The following is a 22,151-nucleotide window of genomic DNA, read 5'->3' as shown; positions in this document are numbered from 1 at the left end:
CGGCGACCGTGGATACCCGGCCGGGCCGGTCGCGTAATCGCCTTAGTTTCTGGCTGAAACTAACCCCTTGTGCTGCGCCGCAGTTGTGTCGCGGCCGCCGGGGAGGGGCCCCGCTGTGCGCCCAGGGTGCCTGGGAAGGCAGTCGCCCTGCCCCATGGCCAGGACTCCGAGGCCTACCGAGCGCGGACATCCCCGGGCAAGACTGGACAGGCGAACGACTGACCACCCGAAGGAGCGAGCATGCCGTCGTACCTCACCCCAGGTGTATACGTGGAGGAGGTGCAGTCCGGAGCACGGCCCATCGAGGGAGTCGGCACCGCGGTCGCAGCCTTCGTCGGGTTCGCGGAGACCGGACCCTTCCACCGGCCGACGCTGGTGACGAGCTGGGACCAGTACGTAGCGGCCTTCGGCACCTTCACTCCCGACACGTACCTGACGCTCGCCGTCCACGGCTACTTCAGCAACGGCGGCGGTGCCGCCTACATCGTGCGCATCGGCGGCCCGGCCGAGGACGCTTCGCAGGGCTCCGCGCCCGCGGCTGCCCCGTCCGTCGCGATCGGCGGCTTCCTGGTCTCCGCCCGGCCGGGCGCCGGTGACGGCCTCTCCATCGAAGTCGCCGACCCCGAGGGCGAGAACCCTCCGGAGGACCGCTTCCGGCTACTGGTGCGCCAGGGCGGCAAGGTGGCGGAGACGTACGACACCTCCGTACGCAAGAACGTCAAGGGCTACCTGGTCACCCAGGCCCGCCAGTCCAAGCTCATCGAGGTCACCGAGCAGCCCGGTGCGGCGCAGACCCGTCCCGAGAAGCAGAGCCTCACCCTCGCACCGGCCGGCCCCGACGCGGGCACCACCGCCCGGACCGGCCCCACCGAGTACGTCGGCGACGCATCGGCCCGTACGGGCATCGCGGCCCTTGAGGCGATCGACGAGATCACCATGGTCGCCGTCCCGGACCTGATGAGCGCGCACCGTCGCGGCGACATCGACGACGAGGGCGTCAGGGCCGTACAGCTGGCCGTCATCGCGCACTGCGAGCAGATGGGCGACCGGGTCGCCGTCCTGGACACCCCGCCGGGAATGAACGCCCAGCGCGTCCGCACCTGGCGCAACGACGACGCCGGGTACGACTCGCGCTACGCCACCGTGTACTACCCGTGGCTCAAGGTCCTCGACCCGGCGACCGGCCAGCAGACCCTGATCCCGCCGAGCGGCCACGTCGCCGGCGTCTGGGCGCGCAGCGACGCCGAGCGCGGGGTGCACAAGGCGCCCGCCAACGAGGTCATCCGCGGCGCGCTGGACCTGGAACTCCGCCTGAGCAAGGGCGAGCAGGACCTGCTCAACCCGATCGGCGTCAACTGCGTCCGCGCCTTCCCCGGCCGGGGCATCCGCATCTGGGGCGCACGGACGCTCTCGTCCGACCCCGCCTGGCGCTACCTCAACGTGCGCCGGCTCTTCAACTACCTGGAGGAGTCCATCCTCCTGGGCACCCAGTGGGTGGTCTTCGAGCCGAACGACGACCGCCTCTGGTCGAGCATCCGGCGCAACGTCACCGCCTTCCTCACCGAGGAATGGCGCCGGGGCGCGCTCTTCGGCCGGACGGCGGAAGAGGCCTTCTACGTGAAGTGCGACCGGGACAACAACCCGCAGGAGTCCATCGACCTCGGTCAGGTCGTCTGCGAGATCGGCGTCTCCCCGGTGAAGCCCGCGGAGTTCGTGATCTTCCGCCTCTCGCAGTTCTCCGACAGCACCAGCCTCGTCGACGAGTGACCCGTCCTCGTCGAGGAGTGACCCCGCAGGCAAACGAACGGAACAGGTGACACACAGTCATGGCAGAGGGCGATGCTCTTTCCACCCACGTCTTCGGCGTGCAGCTCGGCGGCTATCTCGTGGAGTCGATCCAGGAGATCAGCGGTCTGACCGTCGAGGAGGAAGTCGTCGAGGTCCGTCAGGTGACCGCCGAGGGCAAGCAGATCATCCGCAAGCAGCCCGGCGCGCGCCAGGCCGGTGAGGTGACGATCACCCGCGGGCTCGACAAGAGCAGCGAGTTCACCAAGTGGATCAAGGAGACGCTCAACAACGGAGCCGTCGACACCGCTCGCCAGAACCTCACCATCGAGATCAAGGACTCGAAGGGTGAGACCGTCCGCCGCATTCAGCTGATGCAGGGCTGGGCCAGCAAGTGGGAGGGCCCCTCCCTGAAGGCCGGCGAGTCCAGCGCGGCGACGGAGACGGTCACCATCACCTTCGAGGAGATCGTCGTCGAATGAGGCGCAGGACCGTTTCCGGCGGCGGCCTCGACGAGGTCCTCGACACCCTCGCCGCCGCCGCGCCCGCCCCGCGGGAGGAAGCCCCGACGCCTCCTCCCGCCCGGGACCGGGACCGTCAGGACCTGCGTACGGAGTTCGAGTTCGAGCTCCCGCGCGGTTACGTCGACGACGAGGGCCAGGTCCACCGGAGCGGGTCGATGCGGCTCGCCACGGCACGGGACGAGCTGCGGCCGCAGATCGACCTCCGGGTCAAGGAGAACCCCGCGTACCTGAGCGTGGTGCTGCTCAGCCAGGTGATCACCCGGCTCGGCTCCATCACGGATGTGCACGCCGGGGTTGTCGAGCGGATGTACGCCACGGACGTGGCGTTCCTCCAGGACTTCTACCGCCGCATCAACAGCGAGGGCCACACCCACGCCGCGGTGACGTGCCCGCTGTGCCACGGGTCGTTCGAGGTGGACCTCTCGGGTGAACGCCTGGGGGAATAGTGACGTACGCGCCTGCCCGGCTGCGGGAGGAGCTCGCGTACATCGCCTACCACTTCCACTGGCAGCGTGAGGACATTCTCGACCTCACCCATGGTGAGCGGCAGGAGTGGGTGAAGGAGATAGCGCGGATCAACACCCGCGTCAACGAGAGCGGGTGAGGGCGTGGAGTTCAGGGACTGGTTCGGCAGGGGGAGCCGGCGGCAGGCCGCCGGCCCACCCGGCTCGGCGCCCGCGGAGACCGACGCCGGAGACGGTACGGAACCCGAGGCCGCGCCGGAGGCCGTCCGGCCCGCGCGTCCGGAGGCGGACCGGGACTGGGACGGCGGCTGGCGGCGGGTCGCGCCACCGGCCGTGACCGTCGCCCGGTCCTCGATCGGGGTGAGCGACGGGCTGCGCTTCAGGTCCCGGCTCGCCTCGTGGCAGAACATCGCGTACGGAGGCGAACTCGGCCACGCGGTCCTGCCCTCCGCACCGGTGGGCCTCATCCACGGTGTGACGCGGCCGGGCACCGCCCGTCCCACCACCGCACCCGGAACGCCCCTGCTGCTGCGCGCCGCCACCACCGGCGGACAGGAGGAGCCGGTCCAGGCCCCGCCTTCGGGTTCCGCGGGCCGTACGCCCGCCGTTCAGCGGACCCCCGCCGCCGGCCGGCGCCCGAGCGGCACGCAGCCCCGGAGCGCCGCCGGGCGTGAACCGGCGAGCCGGCAGCCCGGCTCGGACGAAGCGACGGCGGGGGCTGCGGCGACTGCGGGGACCGGAGTGGGCCCCGTGGCCGGACCTCGGCCGTCCGCGGCTCGGGGGGCCGGTGCGTCCACGTCCACGGGCCAGTCCACGTCCACGGGCAGCGGGGCCACCACGGCCGCCCGGCCCGCCCCGGTCCGTCCCCGGCGCACCGCGCCACCCCTGATCGTCGCCCGCCGGCCGGTGACGGCCCCGCGCCGCCTCGCCGCCTTCGCCCCGCCCGCGCCGCCCACCCCGGCCACTCCGGTCGGGGAAGCGGCCACGCCCGGCCGGACGGACACCGGCCGCGCGGCCCCCGGTGAGCGCCTGCCCACCGTCGCGCCCGAGCGTGCCCCGGAGGCGCCTGCCGCGCCTCCCGTACGCCCCGCCCTGGGCAGGCCCCTGCGGCAACTGCCCCCCGGTGCGGCTCCGTTCGTCGCACCCGGCCCGGCGTCGGGCGCGCCCTCCGGATCGACCGCGCCGCAGGACCCGGCCCTGCCCGTGGTCCAGCGGCAGACACCGGAAACGGCCGCGCCCGCTTCCCCGGCCACCGCTTCCCCCGCGACCGCTTTCCCTGCCCCGCCGAAGCCTTCGACCGAGGTGGGCCGACAGCCGGGGCAGCGGCGACAGAGCGGGCAGCCGGCGGATCGTCAGCGTCCGTTCCCCGGTGCCGCCCCGGCATCCGGGCCCGCCGCCCCCCGGCCCGGCACACCCGGTCCTCCGCCCGCCGTCCAGCGCGCACCCGCACCCTCCACGCGCCGCACGGAGACGCCCGCATCCGGCGACGGCCCCGCCTCCGCGCCCCGGCCGCCCGCCTCCGCGCCCCGCGGCCCGGGTTCGCAGGCCCGCACCAGGGGCGGGCTCGGTGCGCCCCTCTCCTCGCTCCCGCCGACCGCGGGCACCGCGGGCACCGCGAACGACGCCCCGCTGCTCGGCGACCCCCGTCGCGCGCGGCCCGGAACCACGGGCCCGCTGCCGGGCGGCCCGCCTGCCGGAGAGCGCAGGGCGTCCACGCCCTCCTCGCCGCCGCCCTCCGCGATGCCCCTGCGCGCACCGGCCCACCCGGGCGCCGGACCCGCATCGCCCTCCGCGCAGCCGGCAGCCGTCCAACGCGCCGCGGACCCCACCCGCACGTCCACGACCACCGTCACCCCGCCCTCCTCCACGACCACCGTCACCCCGCCCTCCTCCACGGCCCCGGCCACTCCGCCCGCCCCCGTACGCGTCCGGCGGATCACCTCGCGCGGCCCCCAGGGGCAGGCACCGGGGCCGGTCGGTGAATCAGGGAAGGTGGCGGTCCAGCGGTCGCGCGCCCTGCTCGCCGGGCGGACGCTGACCGTGCGTACCGGAGCGGCCGAGGGCTTCACGGCGCCGGTATCGGCCACCACCACACGGCCCGTCGTGGCGGCGACCTGGCGGCGGGATGCCCGGCCGCAGGTCTCCGACGGGCAGCCCCCGGCCGGTGGCGGCGCCCGGCCGGAAAGTCGGCAGGCCGCCCCGGCCCACCCCGCCACCGTCCAGCGGTCCGTGCCCGGCTCCTCGCCGTCCGGCGCACCCTCCACGGGAGTCCGAGCGCAGGTGGCCGGGTCCCCCGCCCGCCGTGCTGCCCCGCAAGGAGACGTACCGGGAGAAGGTGCGAAGGCCGGGAACACCGGAGGGCCCGCCGCACGCTCCCTCACGCGGCTGGTCCAGCGCTCGGCACGCGGCGCCACCCCGTCCGGGCCGCCCCTGCCCGGACGGGAACGACCCGGTCAACCCGGCGCGCGTACCCCTGAACTGCCTTCGCCCGCACAGCAGTCCGTCATGCCCGCACCGTCCGCCCCATCTGCCACGCGCACGCCCGCCACGCCCGCCCCGCCCGTCCCGGTGGTGCGCCCGCACCCGCCCGGGTCCGCCCGGCCCGGGGGCGTCGCCGTGCCCGTGCAGCGCCTCCAGATGCCGGTGGCGCCCGAGACCGGCGCACCCGCCACCGGCCCGGCGCCGGCCACCGACGCCCCGTCCGGCGCACCGCAGGACCTCGCCGTGCGCGTGTCACGCCCCGCACCGGTCCGGCCCGGCGGAGCCCAGGGAGGTCCCGCACCCGTGCCCCGGAGCCCCGCCCCCGGCCACCGCGCCCCGGACGCACGGGCCCAGGCGGTCCAGCGTGCGGTGGCCGAAGCGGGGCTCGCCGGAGTCCCCGTGCGGGTGGTCCAGCCGAAGCCCTCCCGTACCCCCGCCGAAGCGGCACCGGCCGCCGCCGGTGCGCCGCGAACGAACGAGGGGGCCGGTGGCGTGGACATCGAGGACCTCGCCCGCCGGCTGCTCGACCCGGTCAGCAGGCTCATCCGGGCGGACCTGCGCAGAGGCCGGGAACGCTCCGGACGGCCGCACGACGGCCGCCGCTGAAGCCGGCACCCCGCCCGCCAGGCCACCCGCAGACAGCAGAGAAGAAGACGCGCCACCCCACGGACAGCAGAGAAGACGAGAAGCACATGACGGACAACATCTTCGCGACGAGCGTGTTCTTCAAACTCGCCATCGGAGGAAGCGACCTCGGGGCCTTCCACACCTGCTCGGGGCTGGGCGCCGAGGTGGAGTTGGAGCAGTACGCCGAGGGCGGCAACAACGGCTTCACCTGGCAGCTGCCGGGGCGGATCACCTGGACCAACATCACGCTGACCCGCCCCGTCACCGCCGACACGCTGAAGATCGCGCGCTGGCTGAACGAGACGACGCAGCGGGTGGAACGCAAGGACGGCGAGATCGTCGCACTCCGTCCGGACCTCAGCCGGATCATCAGCTGGCAGGTCCAGGGCATCGTCCCGGTGCGCTGGCAGGGACCCTCCTTCGACCCGTCCAGCTCCGAGGCGGCGATCGAGACCCTGGAGATCGCGCACGAGGGCCTGGTGCCGTCCTGATGGACCGCCCGTCCACCCGCGCCCGAGCCCAGGAGACAGACGAGCAGGAAGGAGGGACACCATGCCATCAGCCGCCCGCACGAGCCGTGCCCGTGCCCAGCTGACCATCATGGAGCCGCCGTCGGACGTGGGCGCCAAACCGGCCGGCACCCTCGCCCGGCTCACGCTGCAGTTCAACCCGGCGACGCTCTCCCTGTCCAAGAGCACCGAGTGGCGGCGTACGCCCTCCCGGACGGCCGGCGCCTCCGCGCTGCCCGAATTCGTGGGCAGCGGGCCCCGGTCGCTGTCCCTCGACGTCTTCCTGGACGCCACCGCCACCCACGACAACTCGGTGGAGAAAGCCGTCGAGCAGCTGATGACGGCCTGTGTACCCACCCCGAGCAGCCTCGGCCGCAAGAAGCCGTCGAGCCCCTGGGTGCGCTTCGACTGGGGAACGTCGAAGACGACGTCATTCGACGGGGTGCTGTCCAGCCTCTCCGTCTCGTACACGCTGTTCGACGTCGACGGGAAGCCGCTGCGCGCCACCTGCTCCCTCTCGATCGAGGAGGCGAGCGTCGACCCGGCCGGACAGAACCCCACGTCCGGCTCGCGGGAGGCACGCCGTACCCACCGGGTCGTGGCCGGTGACAGCCTGCCGCTGCTCGCCTGGCGCGAATACGGTGACGCCACCGCGTGGCGCACGATCGCCGAGGCCAACGACATCGACGACCCCATGCAACTGGCCCCCGGTACCGAACTCCTCGTGCCCGGCCTCGAAGACCACGCCCCGGAGGGCACCCGGTGACCGCACCCGCCCGTTCCTTCGCCGCCGACCCGATCGTCGAGGCGCCCGCCGAACTCCCCCAGGCCTGGGCCGCCCAGCTGGTGAGCTGCGCGGTCGACGAGAACGTCGGCCTGCCGGACACCGCCGTGCTGACGTACCGGGATCCGTACCACACGCTGCTCACCGCCACCGGGATCACCATCGGCACACCGTTGAAGATCTCGGTGGTCACGGTCCAGGAGCGGGCCCGCGAGCGGCTGTTCACCGGTGAGGTCACCGCGCTCGAACTCGACAGCGACACCACCGGCTCCTTCACCGTCGTCCGCGCCTTCTCCAAGGCCCACCGGCTCCAGCGCGGGCGGAAAGTGGTGGCGTTCCGCAACATGAAGGCCGCCGACATCGTCCGCAAGGTCGCCGCCGGTGCCGGACTCACCTGCGGGAAGGTCGAGGCGGCGCCCGTCATGTACAAGCAGCTCACCCAGCCCAACGTCTCGGACTGGGACTTCCTCCAGTACCTCGCGGGCGAGAGCGGCGCACACGTGCGGGTGGACGAGAAGGGGCTGTTGCAGTTCGTGAAGCCGAAGCCGGCGGCCTCGGCGCCCTCTCCCTCGACCTCCGCCACCCGTCATCCGATGGTGCTGGAGTACGGACGCAATCTGCTGGCCCTGCGTGCCGTGCTGACCGGCGCGGACGGGGCGGACAGCGTCGAGGTGCGCGGCTGGGACGTGGAGACCAAGACCCGTCTCGTGGCACGCGAGCCGTCCGTCCGCTCCACCACGGTGGTCCCCGGGATGAGCCCGTCCGTCGCGGCCGGGGCGTTCGGCCCGAAGGCCAGGATGACGGTCGCCGACACCCCGTACCGGACCCAGGCCGAGGCCGGTTCGGTCGCCGGGGCGGTGGCCGCACGGGTCAGCTCCGGCTTCGGGGAGATCGAGGCGGTCGCCGAGGGCAACCCCCGGCTGCGGGCCGGTGAACCCGTCGCCCTCGGCAACGTCGGACCGGCGTTCGCCGGCCGCTACACGGCGACGGCGGCCCACCACGTCCTCGACCCGCACGGCGGATACCGCACGACCGTGCTGGTCAGCGCCGCCCCCGACCGCTCCCTGACCGGGCTCACGGGCGGCGGCGACGCGCCCCCGCGCGGCCCCCGCATCCCGGGCCTCGCGATCGGCGTGGTCACCGACATCCGCGAGGGCAAGGGCAAGGGCGAACGCGGCTCGGTCAAGCTGAAGTTCCCCTGGCTCGACGACACCTATGTGTCCGACTGGGTCCGTACGGTGCAGTGGGGCGGCCAGGGCGGCGGCGGGGTGTTCAGCCCCGAGGTCAACGACGAGGTACTGGTCGGCTTCGAGCAGGGCCTGCTGGACAGCCCCTATGTGCTGGGCGGCCTCTACAACGGCGTCGACAAGCCCTCGCCCCATGACGTCCCGCTCGTCGATGCGACCAGCGGCAAGGTCAACCGCCGCTCCCTGGTGTCCCGTTCGGGCAACCGGATCGAACTGCTCGACGCCCCGCGCGGCCCGTCCGGAGTGCGGCTGGCCACCGGTGACAAGCAGCTGGAGGTCACCCTGGACGAGCGGAAGGGGGAGATCGCGCTGAAGGTGTTCGCCCGCGGCACCTCCCGGGTGCTGAGCTCCCTCTCCCTGGGCCGGTCCGGGATCACGCTCGACGCCGGTACGGGGAACGTGAACGTGAAGGGGGCCTCGGTGACCATCAACGGCAAGACCGGGGTAACCGTGGACGGCGGACTGCTCGCCGTGCTCAAGGCCAGGCTCATCCGGATCAACTGACACCCGAACCCCTCATCGACACAACTCCCCGACACAACTCCCCGACACAACTCCCCGGCCCAGCAAGGAGAACAGCAGCCATGCCCCCCGCAGCCCGCTCGGGCGACCCCACCGTCCACGGCGGCGTCATCGGCACCCCGCCACCGGGTGCGGTGGCTGTCGTCACCGTGCTGATCGGCGGCAAGCCGGCCGCCGTCACCGGCAGCCTGCACGTGTGTGCCATCCCGCCGCACGCCCTGCTCGGGCCGGGCAACGTCGTCATGCCGAACCCGGCCGCCCTGGCCGGTGGTGCGGTCCTGATCGGCGGACTGCCGGCCGCCCGCATGGGCGACACCACCAGCTGCGGCGCCAAGATCATCATGGGTGCGCCGAACGTCCTGATCGGAGGCCCGGTATGAGCGGGTCCGGATTCATCGGCCGCGGCTGGGGCTTCCCGCTGCGGGTCGGCGCCACGGGCGGCATCGGCATGGTCGAGCGGGACCAGGAGATCGAGGAGGCCATCGGTCTGGTGCTCGGCACCGCACCGGGGGAGCGGCCGATGCGGCCCGAGTTCGGCTGCGGCATCCACGACTACGTCTTCGCGCCGGGTGACGGTGCCACGGCCGGGCGCATAGCCCACGAGGTGCGTACGTCGCTGGAGCGCTGGGAGCCCCGCATCGAGGTGAGGGACGTGGTGATCGCTTTCGACACCGTCGACGAGGGAACCCTCTACATCGACGTGCACTACACCGTGCGGTCCACCAACGACCTGCGCAACCTCGTCTTCCCCTTCTACACCATCCCGAACTCCGGTAGTCCCGAGGCGAGTTCCGAAGAAGCGGGTGCGGCCTGATGTCCCTGCCTTCCCCCAACCTGGACGACCGGCGCTTCCAGCAGCTCGTCGACGAGGCCAAGCGGTACGTCCAGCAGCGCTCTCCCGAGTGGACCGACCACAACGTGTCGGACCCCGGGGTCACGCTCATCGAGACGTTCGCGTACATGGTCGACCAGCTGCTGTACCGGCTCAACCGGGTGCCCGACCGGAACTACTCCGCCTTCCTCGACCTGCTCGGCGTGCAGCTGTTCCCGCCGACGGTCGCCCGCGCCGACGTCGACTTCTGGCTGTCCGCCCCCCAGCCGGACCTGGTGCGGCTCCCGGCCGGTACGGAGGTCGCCACCGCCCGCGGTGAGACCGAGGAGGCCGTGGTCTTCTCGACCGCCGATGACCTGGCGATCGTGCCGAGTTCACTGATCAGGCTGGTCACCGCCCCCGCCTCCGGCGACCAGACCGACCGCACCGCACCGCTCGGCGCGGGCAAGGACATCCCCTGCTTCCAGTCCCGCCCGGAGCCGGGCGACGCCCTGCTGTTCGGGCTGCCCACCGCCGTACCCCGGTGCATCGTCGCCATACGCCTCGACAGCCGCGTCGAGGGCGTGGGTGTCGACCCCCGGCAGCCGCCGCTGGTGTGGGAGGCGTGGGACGGCGCCCGCTGGGTGCCCTGCCTGACGGGGACCGACAGCACCGGCGGGCTCAACAAGCCCGGTGAGGTGACCGTGTTCGTCCCCGCCGGGCACACGGCATCGGTGACGGCCGGAGTCCGGGCCGGATGGCTGCGCTGCCGGGTCACCCCGCCCGAACCGGGACAGCCCTTCTACTCGGAGTCGCCGACGATCCGGGAGGCCGAGGTGTTCACCGTCGGCGGCACCACCGGCGTCGAACACGCGGAGACCGTCCTCGACGTACCGCTCGGCACCTCCGAAGGCGTCGCCGGCCAGACGTTCTCCGTACGCAGGGTGCCGCTCCTGCTGGACGGGGACCCGCCGGTCGTCCAGGTGTCCTCCGCCGAGGGCTGGCAGGTCTGGACACCGGTCGAGCACTTCGGCGCCTCCTCACCGGGCGACCGCCACGTGCGGATCGACGCCGTCAACGGCCGGTTCGCCTTCCCGCCGGAGGTCCGCGAGGCGGACGGCACGATGCGCGTGTACGGGGCGGTGCCCCCGAAGGGCGCCCAGCTCCGCATCCCGCGCTACCGGACGGGCGGCGGCGCCGCCGGGAACGTGGCCCGGGGCGCCATCCGGGTGCTGCGCAGCTCGGTGCCGTACGTCGCCGGCGTCGACAACCGCGAGGCGGCCCGCGGCGGGGTCGACGGCGAGAGCGTCGAGAACGCCAAGGTGCGCGCGCCGAACATCCTCCGCGTCCAGGAACGGGCGGTCACGGCCGAGGACTACGAGGTCATCGCCCGCGAGGCGGCACCCTCGCTGCACCGGGTCCGCTGCCTGCCCGCCGTCGCGGGCGAGGCCGGTGCGGTGCGCGTTCTCGTGGTGCCCGACGCGGTCCCCGACGAAGGCGGCCGGCTGCGGTTCGAGCAGCTGATCCCGCCGGACTCGGTGCTGGCGGCGGTCGCCGAACGGCTCGACGAACGGAGGCTGGTCGGCACCCGGCTGATCGTCGAACCGCCCGCCTACCAGGGCGTCACCGTCGTCGCCGAACTGGTGGCGGCCGACGGCGACGTGGACCGCGTCCGCGCCGAGGCGCTCGACGCGCTGTTCCGCCACATCGACCCGCTGCGGGGCGGCGCGGACCGCACCGGCTGGCCCTTCGGCAGGCCCGTGCAGTACGGGGAGATCTTCGCCGTACTCCAGAGCGTGCGCGGAGTCCGGCTGGTGGACGAGGTACGGCTGTTCCCCGCCGACCCGCTCACAGGACGACGGGGAGCGGCCGCCGAACGGATCGACGTCGCCGCGAACGCCCTCGTCTTCTCCCACCAGCACCAGGTCGTCGTCACCGCGGCCGGGGCCGGTGAGCGCCCATGACCAGGGCCGCGGTCCCCGGGCTCCCCAGCCGCTACCCGATCGGCGGGCTGCTGCCCGCGCTGTACGCGGACGACGACCTCGCCCAGCGCTTCACGGCGGGCCTGGACACCGTCCTGGCACCCGTCCTGTCCACCCTGGACAACCTCCCGGCCTACTTCGACCCGGCGCTCACCCCGGACGACTTCCTGCCCTGGCTGTCGTCCTGGGTCGGCGCCGACATCGACCCCGCCTGGCCGGTGGAACTGCGCCGGGCCGCCGTCGCCCGCGCCGTGGAGCTCCACCGGTGGCGCGGCACCCGCCGCGGCCTCACCGAACACCTCCGGCTCTGCTTCGGCGTGGAGGCCGTCATCCATGACGGCGGCGGCGCCGCTTGGTCGTCGGAGCCCGGGGGACAACTCCCTCCCGCCCCGACCGGCGAACTGCTGGTACGGGTCCGGGCATCGGCGGGACGGCCGGTGGACGCGGCCCGCTTCCTGGCCGTCGTCCAGGCATCGTGCCCCGCTCACCTCACCTGCCGGGTGGAGATCCTCCCAGGCGCACCGGACGAGACAGGAGACTGACGTGACGCGCTCGTGCCCGGCGTGCGGAGCCGCCAACGAGGAGGACGAGGACTTCTGCGGAAGTTGCGGTACGTACCTGGGGTGGTCCTCGCGCCGTGCCCGAACGGCGGCCCCGGCGCCGGAGGTCGATGCGCCGGCGCGTCCGGCGGAGGAGACGGGGCCGCCCGAGGGCGATGACGCACCCCCGGTGCCGTCCCCACGCCCCGCGCCGGCCCCGACGCCGGTCGCCGCACCCACTCCCGCACCGGTCGCGGAGGAGCCGCCGAGCCGCGCGACGCCCGAGCCTGAGCCGGCCCCCGACCCCGAGCCCGCGCCGACCCCCGTACCACCACCGGCCCCGCCGGCTCCCGTACGACCGGCCGCGCCCGCCCCCGTACGACCGGCTCGGCCGGAACCGCCGGTGGAGGCCGAGCCCGTGGTGGCCGTACAGCCCGGCGTGCCGATCGCCCAGCGCCCCGTCGTCAGGCCGGTGGCGGCCCAGGAGGAGACGAACGGCTTCCCCTGCCCGTCGTGCGGGGCCCTCAACCGGCCGGGACGCAAGTTCTGCGGCCGCTGCGCGACGCCGCTCCACCCGGGCGAGCAGGCCGAACCGCTGCCCTGGTGGCGTACCAGGTGGCCGTTCGACCGCAAGGTGCGGGCAGGGTCGGGGCGTCTGGTGCGGGGGAGCGTGCTGGCCCTGCTGATCGTCGGGCTCCTGATCGCGGGCTTCCTGCTCGTGCCGGCCGGGCGCTATGTCATCGAGGACGTACGGGACAAGCTCGGCGACACGGGGGAGATCAGCCCCACCGGCGTCACGGCGAGCGCCGCCACCGCCGGGCACCCGGCGAAACTGGCCACGGACGGGGTGACGAACACCTACTGGGGCGCCCCGAAGGCCGGAGCCTCGCTGACCGCCGAGTTCGAGAAGCCGTTCCGGCTGGTCGGCGTCACGGTCCACACCGGGGTGTCGACGAAGCCCGAGGCGTTCCAGAAGGGCGCCAGGCCGACACAGGCGGACCTCCGCATCAGGACGAAGGACGGGAAGATCCACGAGAAGGCCTGGTCACTCACCGACAAGCCCGGCGAGCAGACGGTACGGACCGGCATCAGCGACGTCGTCTCCATCGAGTTCGTCGTGCGCGAAGCGGCAGGTCAGGGGGGTGGACGGCCGATCGCCCTCGGGGAGATCGAGTACTTCAAGCGCACCTGAGGCCCTGGACGCCGTCCAGGGCCCTGGGGCCTGTTGCGAAAGTGCTGGTCACAGCCCATCACTGTGGACTTCGACCAGCACGGTCTCCTCACTTGCAGGCAGGACGGGCTATTGGCGGTTCAGATTGCGCGTCACTCCGGCGGCAATGGTTGTGGCGAGGATCCAACCTGCTGCGATCAGGAGATACGACAGCCACTGGTAAGGGCCGGTCGGAGTGAATGCCTTTTCCTGGCCGAAATCGATGATGGGCAGGAGGAGGTCGAGAGCGTAGATGACCGGGTTGAACTCCGGGCCTTTGCCCCGCTCGGCCGCGGGTGGATGGTCCAGTCCGTAGGCGACTGAGCCGAGGAGCAGAAGAGCCAGGAGCCAGGCCACAGCACGAATGGGGCGGAAACCGTAGCCAACAGTGGAGTCCTGGAGGTAGCCCCAGAGTTTTCCGTACCAGGGCAGCGTGGTCCGGTGCCGGCGTTGCTTGGCGAGTTGCACTGCACGGGCTTCGGCGTCGTCACCGACGCGGCGGTACGAGGCAGCGAGTTGCTCGTAGGCGTGCTGCACGAAGCCGTCTTCGTCCCGCTCGAGCAGGGCGAGCCGTTGTGCGGCCGGCAGGCGCGGGGCGAGAGTCTCGTATGTCAGGCCCTCCAGACGTACCGTGACGGGCCAGACTTCGGGCTTGGCGTGGATGACCTTGAAGTTGGCGTAGTGCATTTTGACGTGGCCTGAGACTGGGGCCGCGTCCCAGAGCGAGAACCCTGCTGCCTCACAGCTACTGATGCCCAGTGCGACCCCGCCCGGGTTGCGGAGCCGGGCCTCAATGAAGGTGAGCCAGCCGGTGACCTTGGTGGCGGTGAGTCTGACGCGGCCTTCGGCCACGAGGCCGCCCGCGTTGAGTCTGGTTCCGACCGTCAGGTGGGCGGCGTTGAGGGCATCACCTCCCGAGTTAGTGATGTGGGCGTCTTCGAGATCAAGGGCGCCTTCTATGCGGGCGGCTCCGATGCGGATCTCGCCGTGGGCCACCAGTTGGGGTGCCCAGATGTCGTTGCCAATGGAGGCATGGCTGAGCTGGAGGACGCACCCGCCGTCGACGCCGATGCGGGCGCGGTCGAGGAAGATTCCGCCGGAGACTTGTGCGCTGCCCAACTGCACGCTTCCGGGAATGCAGCAGCCAGTGAGCCGGAGGTCGTCGTCGACGCGTATGGCGGTGGCCATGAGGGTGGGGAGGCAGGACGCACTGAGGTCCAGCTGACGGGTCTGCGCTCCGCGGAAGTCTGGCGGATGCTCGAAGTGACAGTTGTTCAGGCGGATGGGGTGCGGTATCTCTGCGTGCTGAAGGTTCAGGAGGCCGGTGATCCGCGCACCAGTGAGGTAGAGGGCGGGCACCTCGCCGGGTTCGGACGGACCATTGAGGAGGAGGGTGCGGATGACCTCGGCGCGGACGGTCCGTTCGGGACCCCAGGCGCTGGGTTGTTCGGGGTTCTCGTCCTGGGACTGGCGGAGGTCGATCGGTTCGCCGCGAGGGAATGCCTGACAGAGGCGACGTTCCAGCGAGGTCATTTCCACGATCTCCACCTGCGGGACATTACCCCGTAGGGGCGAGGGCATAGGGATCCATTGCGAAAGTGGATCTTGGTTGTGAATGATCACGTGCTGTGGATCGTGGTGACCTGACGAACAACCAGTGGCCCCCGCTTGAGCCGTTACTGCCGCACGGCATCAAGACGGGCCGTCCGCCGGTGTGGACCCGGCGGCAGCTGATAGACGGCATACGGTGGCGGACCCGGACTGGTGCACCGTGGCGCGATGTGCCCGAGCGGTACGGCCCGTGGGACCGAGGTTATGACCTGTTCCGGCGCTGGCAGCGGGACGGCACCTGGGCCCGGATCGTCACCCAGCTCCAGGCGCAGGCGGACGCGAAGTGCCTGATCGCCTGGGAGGTGAACATCGACTCCACCGTCTGCCGTGCCCACCAGCACGCGGCTGGGGCAGCGACCATGGGGGATCTCCAGAAGGCGCCGCCCGGAGGGATCGCCGTCGAGCCGGCCGACCACGGGCTCGGACGCTCCAGGGGCGGACTGACCACCAAGATCCACCGCGCAGTTGAACAGGGGCAAAAGCCGCTGTCCTTTGTGATCACGACTGGTCAGCGGGGTGACTCCCCGCAGTTCGAGCCGGTCCTGGAGGCGATTCGTGTGCCCCGGCTCGGACCAGGTCGGCCACGCAAACGACCGGACCGGGTCCGTGCCGACAAAGCCACGACTCCCGTAAGAATTGAGCCTTCCTACGCAGGCACAGCATCAAGGCGACGATCCCGGTCCCTTCGGATCGGATCCGCAACCGCGAGAACCTCGGCTCCCGCGGCGGCCGCCCGCCGACGTTCGGCACGACCGACTACCGCGAGCGCCATGCGGTCGAGTGCGGGATCAATCGCCTCAAGCGCCACCCTAACGACCTCGTGCACGATAGGAGCGGCTGCCACATCCGCACAGGTCAACGGTTCGGACGCCGAACCGGTGCAGGCCGCTGACCTGCAGCGATTCTTATCGTGCACGAGCTCGTAAGGGTTGTCCCGTAACTGCCATGGTGTGGGCTGTCCATGGGCAGCTCGACTGAACTTGCCGGTATCGCCCGTCTGTACAACCTCGCCCTCGCCGGATAGCCAGGTGGCCCACTGCCGGACGGACTACAGGCACACCAACCTGGAGATCATTTACGGGACAGCCCTCAGGCGTGCTCCTCGGTGGCGCGGGAGTCGGTGAGGGTGAGTGCACCGCCGGCCGCGACCAGGCCGACGATGACCGCCAGCACCGCGTAGGTGATCCGCTCGCCGTGGAAGAACGACGCCACCAGGGCGTCGCTCCAGGTGCCTGCGGGCAGCTGGGTGGTGACCAGCGCGGCGATCAGGGTGCCGACCACCGCGGTGCCGATGCTGCTTCCGACCTCCTGGGCGGTGTCGTTGAGCGCCGTGCCGATCGACGTGCGGTTGCCCGGCATCGCGTCGACGAGTGCGATGGCGCAGATCGTCATGACGGTGCGCAGCCCGACGGTCATCAGGACCATGCAGGCCGCGATGGCGCCGTACCCGTGGTCGACGCCCCAGGACAGGCCGGCCAGCGAGCCGGCCAGGCAGGCCGCGCCGACGAGGCAGGCGATGCGGTGGCCGAACCTCTTCGCGAGCCACTCCGAGAGGGGCGTCGCGAGGATCATGGTCACGATGAGCGGCAGGTTCGCCAGGCCGGCCCGCACCGGGCTCCACCCGTAGGCGTACTGGAAGTGGAGGATCAGCCCGAACATCACGGCGGCCATCGCGATGGCCGTGCCTATCTGGGCGATGGCGGCGCCACGGACGGTGCCGTTGGAGAAGAGGCGGAGATCCAGCATGGGCGCCGCACTGCGGCGCTCGTGCCATACGAACGCGATGCCCGCGGCGAGGGCGCCGATGACCGAGGCGAGCGTGATCGTGGAGAGCCAGCCGTGCTCGACGCCGCTCGTCAGCGAGTAGCAGGCGAGGCCGATGGTGGTGACGCTCAGTGCGGCGCCCGGCAGATCGAGCCTGTCGCGGGTCAGGTCCTGCGGCCGGTCGGCCGGGACGCCGAGACGGACGCCGATGGCCGCGATCAGCGCGATCGGGGCGTTGACGAGCAGGAGCCACTGCCACCGCACATGAGCCAGGGCGGTGCCGCCCAGCAGCGGGCCGAGGACGAAGCCGGACATGCCGACGACGATCATCAGCGTCATGGCGCGCATCCGCAGCGCCTTGTCGTCGAACAGTCGGAAGACCAGCGAGTTGGTGATGGGGGCCATCGCCGCTGCGGCTATGCCGAGGCCGGCCCGCAGGGTGATGAGCTCCCCTGCGGTGCTGACCGCGACGACGGCCAGGCTCAGCAGACCGAACACCGCGAGGCCGACCAGCAGCACACGCCGGCGCCCGAGCCGGTCGGCCATCGATCCTGCCGTCAGCAGCAGACCGCCGAACGTCAGCGAGTACGCGCCGGTGACCCACTGCAACGACGTCGTGCCGCTGTCGAGGTCCCGGCCGATCGTGGGCAGTGCGATCGAGAGCAGTGTGTTGTCGACCATCTCGACGAAGAAGGCCAGGCAGAGCGCGGCCAGGGGGATCCATGCCGCGCGCAGCGACGGATAGGTGCGCGATGCGGCGGGCTCGGTGGCGGTCGTAGTCATAGCGGGCCTCCTCTCGGACGGTGTCGAACATCGAACGACGTTCGACAATGGAACATGGTTCGAGCATAGAACACGGTTCGATAAATGGGCAAGCTGTGATTGGATGAGTGCCATGACAGGCCCGCGACCCCGACCCGCCGATCGCCCTTCCCGAGGACGTCAGCGGGCTTCGCACTCCATCGAGGCCGTTCTCGCCGCGGCCGTGGCCCTGCTCGACGAGGCGGGCGCGTCGGCACTGACCCTCCGCGCCCTCGCCGCCCGGCTCGGCACCGGCGTCGGCAGCATCTACTGGTACGTCTCGGGCAAGGACGAACTGCTCGACCGCGCCATCGACCATGTGCTGGGCGGGGTGCTGGCCGAGATCGACGGGCAGGCCGCCAGTGACGACCCGATCGATGACCTGCGCGTGATGGCCGTCACGCTGTTCGACGCGATCGTGGACCGGCCGTGGCTGGGTCCGCACTTCATGCGGGACCTCGTCGACCGGGGCAACTCGTTGCGGCTCTACGAGGCGCTGGGGCAGCAGACCCTCCGACTCGACCTCACGCCGCGGCAGCGGTTCCACGCCGTGTCGGCGATCGTGGGCGATGTGGTCGGCAGCGCCGCCGACATGGGGCAGGAGCCGCCCGAGGAGGTGCTCGACGGCGCCGTGAACCGGGAGGAGTTCCTCGGCCGCTACGCCGAGATGTGGCGCGAGCTCGACGCCGAGGAGTTTCCGTTCATGCACGACATCGTCGACGAGTTCGACGGCCATGACGACAAGGAACAGTTCCTCGCGGGCCTGGAGCTGACCCTGGCGGGCCTCCGCCTCCAGGCCGGACCCGGCGCCGGAGCCTGACCCGACCGACCCGCGCCGGCCCGGGGCCTACTCCCCGGGCACGAGTTGCGCGGTCACGACGCCGTGCAGCAGTTCCGCGTCCACGAAGTCCCCGTCCTCGGGCGGCCCGCACCGCCAGGTGAGTGGGTACGTGTTGCCGTGGGCGGCCGGAATCCCCACGTACTGGTCGCGGGCCGTCGGGCCGAAGCACGTCGCGCCGGGCGGCCAGTCGAAATCCTGGCTCGCGCCGGGTTCGAGCAGAAAGTACGTCCACCGCCCTCCCGCGATCTCCCGCACGACGGGCCCCGGATCGTCGTCCGTGAGGGTGGCGAGGTGGTGCAGCACCGCCTCGCCCCGTACGCCGCGCAACCGGATCGCGTCGAAGTGGATCCCGGTCAGGTGGAGTTGGAGCCCCGTGGCGGGTACCCATTCGGGGTGCTTCTTCTGCGTCATGGCTACGAGCATTCCGGCGACTGCGTAGCGTGACCAGGAGGACGCGATCCACATCGGTGGGATGTGGGGAGGGCGGTGACGGCTGTGGGGACGAGTAGCGAGACGACGCACGGGCGGCGGCTGGTGGGGGAGTTGATCCGAATCCACCGGGTGCGGGCGGGGCTCACGCAGAAGGAGGCGGCGGAGCAGCTGCTGATCTCGGAGTCGCTGATGGGCGCGGTGGAGCGGGCGGAGCGCATCCCTTCGCGCGACCTGCTGATCGATGCGGACCGGGTGTTCGGGGCGGGCGGGGCGCTGGCGGCGTGCTGCGAGTTGGTGGATGAGGAGAAGTACCCGGCGAAGTTCCTGGACTGGGCGAAGCTGGAACGGAACGCGCGGGTCATCAGTGCGTACGAGACGATGCTGATCCCGGGTCTGCTCCAGACGGAGGGGTACGTGCATGCGCTGTACCGGTCGCGCGTACCGGCGTACACGGAGGACGAGATCGCCCGGCACGTCGGAGCGAGGCTGGAACGGCAAGCGGTGCTGTCGCGCACGCCGCCGCCGCGCATCGGATACGTCATCGAGGAGTCGGTCCTGGACCGTACGCTTGGCGGACCGGAGGTGTTGAAGGAGCAACTGCGGCACGTACTCGACTGCGTTGAGCGGTTCAACCACCTGACGGTGCAGGTGATGCCATCGGCTCAGCACACGCATGCGGGGTTGATGGGACCCATGCAGTTGATGTCCACGGCGGAAGGCCGCAGTCTGCTGTACGTGGAGGCGCAGGGCGGCGGTAAGTTGATCTCGAAGCCGGAGCAGGTGGGCGACATGTTCGATCTCTTCGGCATCTTGCGGGCCCAGGCGCTCAACCCCTGGAAGTCCGCAGAGATTATCGAGACGAAGGTGAGACAACTGTGAGCCACCGACCCGCACTGACCTGGTTCAAGTCCAGCTACAGCGGCAACGAGGGCGAAGCCTGCATCGAAGTCGCCTACAACTGGCACAAGTCCAGCTACAGCCTCAACGAGGACAGCTTCTGCGTGGAGGTAGCCACCTGCCCCCACACCGTCCACGTCCGCGACTCCAAGGTCACCGACGGCCCCACCTTCGCCGTCGCCCCCGCCGCCTGGACCGCGTTCCTGGGCCACGCCGCGAACGGCTGACGCGCGTGGACGCGGGGGCGTTCGCCGTGCGGCGCGCGAGCGAGGCGGATGCCGACGCGCTGGCCCGGATCGACTCGGTTGCGGCGGAAGGCGACGAGGCGCGGCGCCGGAACATCCGGGACTGGTGTCGGCAGGGCCTCGCGGCCGTGGTCGAGGACGCGTCCGGGCCGTTGGGCTACGTCGTGGTGGAGTACACGTTCTTCGAGCAGGGCTTCGTCACGATGCTGATGGTGGCGCCCGCCGCCCGTGGCCGAGGTGTGGGTGAGCGCCTGTTGGCGGACGCCGCGGCCTCGTGCAGTGCCCCGAAGCTGTTCACCTCGACGAACGTCTCCAACCAGCCGATGCAGCGGCTGCTGCAACGCGCGGGATGGAGCCCGGCCGGCCTGCTCCACGGCCTGGACGAGGGCGACCCGGAGCTGTTCTACCTCTGCCCGCAGGAGCCGGCCGCCGCCCGCCAGTGAAATGCGGGCTGTCACGAGGTGAACGCTGCCCGCGCGCGCGTCAGTTCGGCGTCGTATTGATCGGCGTCGAAGTGAAAAGCCGGAGGGCGCGCGTCATCAACGGGCACCTGCCAGTCGGACCACTCCACGATCCCGCCGTGACGCTGCACGAACACGGACAGGTAGCCACAGCATCCGCCCGTGCACTCGGGCTCACCCAGCACCACACGTCGTCCCTCGTCGGTTGCCCAGAGGGGGCCCTGGCCGGCGGCCGGCAATGCCTCCTCGGCAAACGGGCTGCGGCCTCCCACTCCGATCGCCGCTGCCACCACTTCCTCGCCGTCGATCCGGAAAGACAGCTGGGCAGCCCATCGGGGGCCCGGTGGCAACACGTTGATCTCAAGGCGATTGAACACCCGAGCACCCTTGCACGGCCTCGCAACGTGCGAGGCCCACTTACCCCTGCCCGAGGCCGACGCGCCCTCGCCACCTCGTCACCCACGCGCCCTCCGGGCATCGAGCAAGGGCCGGGTGTTCAGCGCAGGACATCAGACATAAGATGTCCGATGTCCTAGTAGCTCAGGAAGCGCAGCGAGGAGCCGGATGTCCCCCGACCCAGTGACCGGAGACGACCAGAGGCCGCGCGGCCCCGGACGGCAAGGCGGCGAGCACCGCGTGGCCGTCATCGGGGCGGGCGCCATCGCCAGGGATCACGTCACCGCATTCGCGGGCGTCCCGGGACTCCGGCTGGCCCATGTGGTCGACCGGCACCCCGAGCGGGCCGCCGCGCTGGCCGCTCTCGCCGAGGGCGCCACCTGGTCCACCGACCCGGCCACCGCCTGGTCCGACGACGTCGACGTCACCGCCGTGTGCACCTCGCCCGAGTCGCACGCCGACCTCTCCGTGGCCGCGCTCCGGGCCGGGCGGGCGGTCCTGCTGGAGAAGCCCGCCGCGCTGAACGTGGCCGACGCCGACCGGATCCTCGCCGCCGCGAAGGCCGCGGACCGGCCGCTGCTCGTCGCCCAGACGGCCCGCTTCCAGCCCGTCCACCTGGAGATCGCCAAGGCGGTCTCCGAAGGCGCGATCGGCACGCCCCGCCTGGCCCACCTCACCTGGTACACCGGGCACGTCTGGTCCGGCGGCTGGCGCGGTTGGCAGCTGGACTCGGCCCGGTCCGGAGGCCACGTCGCCCACAACGGCGTGCACGCCCTCGACCTGCTGACCTGGCTCATGGACGACGAACCGGTCCGGGTGTTCGCCCGCCCCACCAACACCTGGGCCGCCGGGATGCCGACCCCCGACAGCTTCCAGATCCTCGTACGCTTCGCCGGCGGCGCCCTCGCCACCATCGAGCTCTGTTACGCACTCGTCCAGCGCGGCACCTTCGTCCGCCGCCTCATGCTCTCCGGCACGTCCGGCACCCTGCACCACAGCAGCGAGGACGAGCCGCGCGTGCACACCGCGTCCCCCGTCGCCCCGGCCTCGATCGACGGCGCGATGGCCGAGCAGACCCGGCACCTGCGCGACGTACTCGACGGTGCCGCCGCCCCGTTGACCGCGCCCCACCAGATACGCGCCGCCCTCGCCGCCGCCCTCGCGGCGCAGCTCAGTGCCGACGAAGGCCGGCCCGTCGACGTCAAGGAGGTCTGCTGA

General features: G+C 71.9%; 23 protein-coding genes. 19 read left to right on the top strand and 4 right to left on the bottom strand.

Annotation, left to right across the window (positions count from 1 at the left end; genetic code table 11):
- The first annotated feature begins 240 nt into the window (after positions 1-240).
- The 13 genes from OG912_RS13355 to OG912_RS13295 all read left to right on the top strand — a co-directional run bounded on the left by OG912_RS13355 (position 241) and on the right by OG912_RS13295 (position 13,467).
- A complete protein-coding gene (locus tag OG912_RS13355) occupies positions 241-1,767 on the top strand; it encodes a phage tail sheath family protein (protein WP_327709517.1) in 1,527 nt (508 codons plus the stop codon).
- A gap of 59 nt (positions 1,768-1,826) precedes the next feature.
- Complete coding sequence (locus OG912_RS13350; protein WP_124720830.1) at positions 1,827-2,267, top strand: phage tail protein; 441 nt, start codon at positions 1,827-1,829, stop codon at positions 2,265-2,267.
- Positions 2,264-2,755, top strand: a complete 492-nt coding sequence (locus OG912_RS13345; protein ID WP_327709516.1) for a hypothetical protein — start codon at positions 2,264-2,266, stop codon at positions 2,753-2,755. Before OG912_RS13350 ends, OG912_RS13345 begins: the two co-directional genes overlap by 4 nt.
- Positions 2,755-2,913 (top strand): DUF6760 family protein, encoded by a 159-nt coding sequence (locus OG912_RS13340; protein WP_326737969.1) that lies wholly within the window; start codon positions 2,755-2,757, stop codon positions 2,911-2,913. The genes OG912_RS13345 and OG912_RS13340 overlap by 1 nt, the downstream gene beginning before the upstream one ends.
- Before the next feature lie 4 nt (positions 2,914-2,917).
- Positions 2,918-5,860, top strand: coding sequence for a hypothetical protein (locus tag OG912_RS13335; RefSeq protein ID WP_327709515.1), 2,943 nt, complete (start codon positions 2,918-2,920; stop codon positions 5,858-5,860).
- Between the two features lie 86 nt (positions 5,861-5,946).
- Positions 5,947-6,372 carry a phage tail protein gene (locus tag OG912_RS13330; protein ID WP_326737971.1) on the top strand — a complete coding sequence of 142 codons (426 nt, stop codon included), beginning with the start codon at positions 5,947-5,949 and terminating at the stop codon, positions 6,370-6,372.
- A gap of 61 nt (positions 6,373-6,433) precedes the next feature.
- On the top strand, positions 6,434-7,156 hold the full coding sequence (locus OG912_RS13325; RefSeq protein WP_327709514.1) for a CIS tube protein: 723 nt from the start codon (positions 6,434-6,436) through the stop codon (positions 7,154-7,156).
- On the top strand, positions 7,153-8,925 hold the full coding sequence (locus tag OG912_RS13320; protein WP_326737973.1) for a VgrG-related protein: 1,773 nt from the start codon (positions 7,153-7,155) through the stop codon (positions 8,923-8,925). Before OG912_RS13325 ends, OG912_RS13320 begins: the two co-directional genes overlap by 4 nt.
- Before the next feature lie 80 nt (positions 8,926-9,005).
- Positions 9,006-9,323: a PAAR domain-containing protein gene (locus tag OG912_RS13315; protein WP_326737974.1), complete on the top strand. Its 318-nt coding sequence runs from the start codon at positions 9,006-9,008 to the stop codon at positions 9,321-9,323.
- Entirely contained in the window at positions 9,320-9,757 is a 438-nt protein-coding gene (locus OG912_RS13310; protein WP_327709513.1) for a GPW/gp25 family protein, read from the top strand. The genes OG912_RS13315 and OG912_RS13310 overlap by 4 nt, the downstream gene beginning before the upstream one ends.
- Positions 9,757-11,718 carry a putative baseplate assembly protein gene (locus tag OG912_RS13305; RefSeq protein WP_327709512.1) on the top strand — a complete coding sequence of 654 codons (1,962 nt, stop codon included), beginning with the start codon at positions 9,757-9,759 and terminating at the stop codon, positions 11,716-11,718. The genes OG912_RS13310 and OG912_RS13305 overlap by 1 nt, the downstream gene beginning before the upstream one ends.
- Positions 11,715-12,278, top strand: a complete 564-nt coding sequence (locus OG912_RS13300; protein WP_327709511.1) for a phage tail protein — start codon at positions 11,715-11,717, stop codon at positions 12,276-12,278. The genes OG912_RS13305 and OG912_RS13300 overlap by 4 nt, the downstream gene beginning before the upstream one ends.
- 1 nt (position 12,279) lies before the next feature.
- The gene (locus OG912_RS13295) at positions 12,280-13,467 is read left to right on the top strand and encodes an NADase-type glycan-binding domain-containing protein (protein ID WP_327709510.1); all 1,188 of its coding nucleotides are present in this window, start codon (positions 12,280-12,282) and stop codon (positions 13,465-13,467) included.
- A gap of 108 nt (positions 13,468-13,575) precedes the next feature.
- On the opposite strand, the gene OG912_RS13290 is transcribed toward OG912_RS13295, so the two are convergent.
- On the bottom strand, positions 13,576-15,033 hold the full coding sequence (locus tag OG912_RS13290; protein ID WP_327709509.1) for a membrane-associated oxidoreductase: 1,458 nt from the start codon (positions 15,031-15,033) through the stop codon (positions 13,576-13,578).
- Between the two features lie 80 nt (positions 15,034-15,113).
- On the opposite strand from OG912_RS13290, the gene OG912_RS13285 reads away from it, so the two are divergent.
- Positions 15,114-16,022 carry an IS5 family transposase gene (locus OG912_RS13285; RefSeq protein ID WP_327709508.1) on the top strand — a complete coding sequence of 303 codons (909 nt, stop codon included), beginning with the start codon at positions 15,114-15,116 and terminating at the stop codon, positions 16,020-16,022.
- Positions 16,023-16,185: 163 nt separating this feature from the next.
- Here OG912_RS13285 and OG912_RS13280 read toward each other — a convergent pair whose 3' ends face one another.
- Positions 16,186-17,643, bottom strand: coding sequence for an MFS transporter (locus tag OG912_RS13280; RefSeq protein ID WP_327709507.1), 1,458 nt, complete (start codon positions 17,641-17,643; stop codon positions 16,186-16,188).
- 178 nt (positions 17,644-17,821) lie between these two features.
- Between OG912_RS13280 and OG912_RS13275 the strand changes: the two genes are divergently transcribed.
- A complete protein-coding gene (locus OG912_RS13275; protein ID WP_327713413.1) occupies positions 17,822-18,481 on the top strand; it encodes a TetR/AcrR family transcriptional regulator in 660 nt (219 codons plus the stop codon).
- A 27-nt stretch (positions 18,482-18,508) separates the two neighbouring features.
- Here OG912_RS13275 and OG912_RS13270 read toward each other — a convergent pair whose 3' ends face one another.
- Positions 18,509-18,913 (bottom strand): hypothetical protein, encoded by a 405-nt coding sequence (locus OG912_RS13270; RefSeq protein WP_327709506.1) that lies wholly within the window; start codon positions 18,911-18,913, stop codon positions 18,509-18,511.
- An 84-nt stretch (positions 18,914-18,997) separates the two neighbouring features.
- Here OG912_RS13270 and OG912_RS13265 point away from each other — a divergent pair, with 84 nt between their 5' ends.
- From OG912_RS13265 to OG912_RS13255, 3 genes are read left to right on the top strand one after another with little or no spacing between them, the layout of a single operon-like run.
- Positions 18,998-19,813 (top strand): helix-turn-helix domain-containing protein, encoded by an 816-nt coding sequence (locus OG912_RS13265; RefSeq protein WP_327709505.1) that lies wholly within the window; start codon positions 18,998-19,000, stop codon positions 19,811-19,813.
- A complete protein-coding gene (locus tag OG912_RS13260; protein ID WP_327709504.1) occupies positions 19,810-20,058 on the top strand; it encodes a DUF397 domain-containing protein in 249 nt (82 codons plus the stop codon). The genes OG912_RS13265 and OG912_RS13260 overlap by 4 nt, the downstream gene beginning before the upstream one ends.
- A gap of 26 nt (positions 20,059-20,084) precedes the next feature.
- Complete coding sequence (locus OG912_RS13255; RefSeq protein ID WP_327709503.1) at positions 20,085-20,519, top strand: GNAT family N-acetyltransferase; 435 nt, start codon at positions 20,085-20,087, stop codon at positions 20,517-20,519.
- Positions 20,520-20,530: 11 nt separating this feature from the next.
- Here OG912_RS13255 and OG912_RS13250 read toward each other — a convergent pair whose 3' ends face one another.
- Positions 20,531-20,914, bottom strand: coding sequence for a hypothetical protein (locus OG912_RS13250; RefSeq protein ID WP_327709502.1), 384 nt, complete (start codon positions 20,912-20,914; stop codon positions 20,531-20,533).
- Between the two features lie 187 nt (positions 20,915-21,101).
- On the opposite strand from OG912_RS13250, the gene OG912_RS13245 reads away from it, so the two are divergent.
- Entirely contained in the window at positions 21,102-22,151 is a 1,050-nt protein-coding gene (locus tag OG912_RS13245) for a Gfo/Idh/MocA family protein (protein WP_327709501.1), read from the top strand.

It is taken from the genome of Streptomyces sp. NBC_00464 (genome assembly GCF_036013915.1).
Classification (GTDB): Bacteria; Actinomycetota; Actinomycetes; order Streptomycetales; family Streptomycetaceae; genus Streptomyces.
This window is presented reverse-complemented; position numbering and strand designations above follow the sequence as displayed.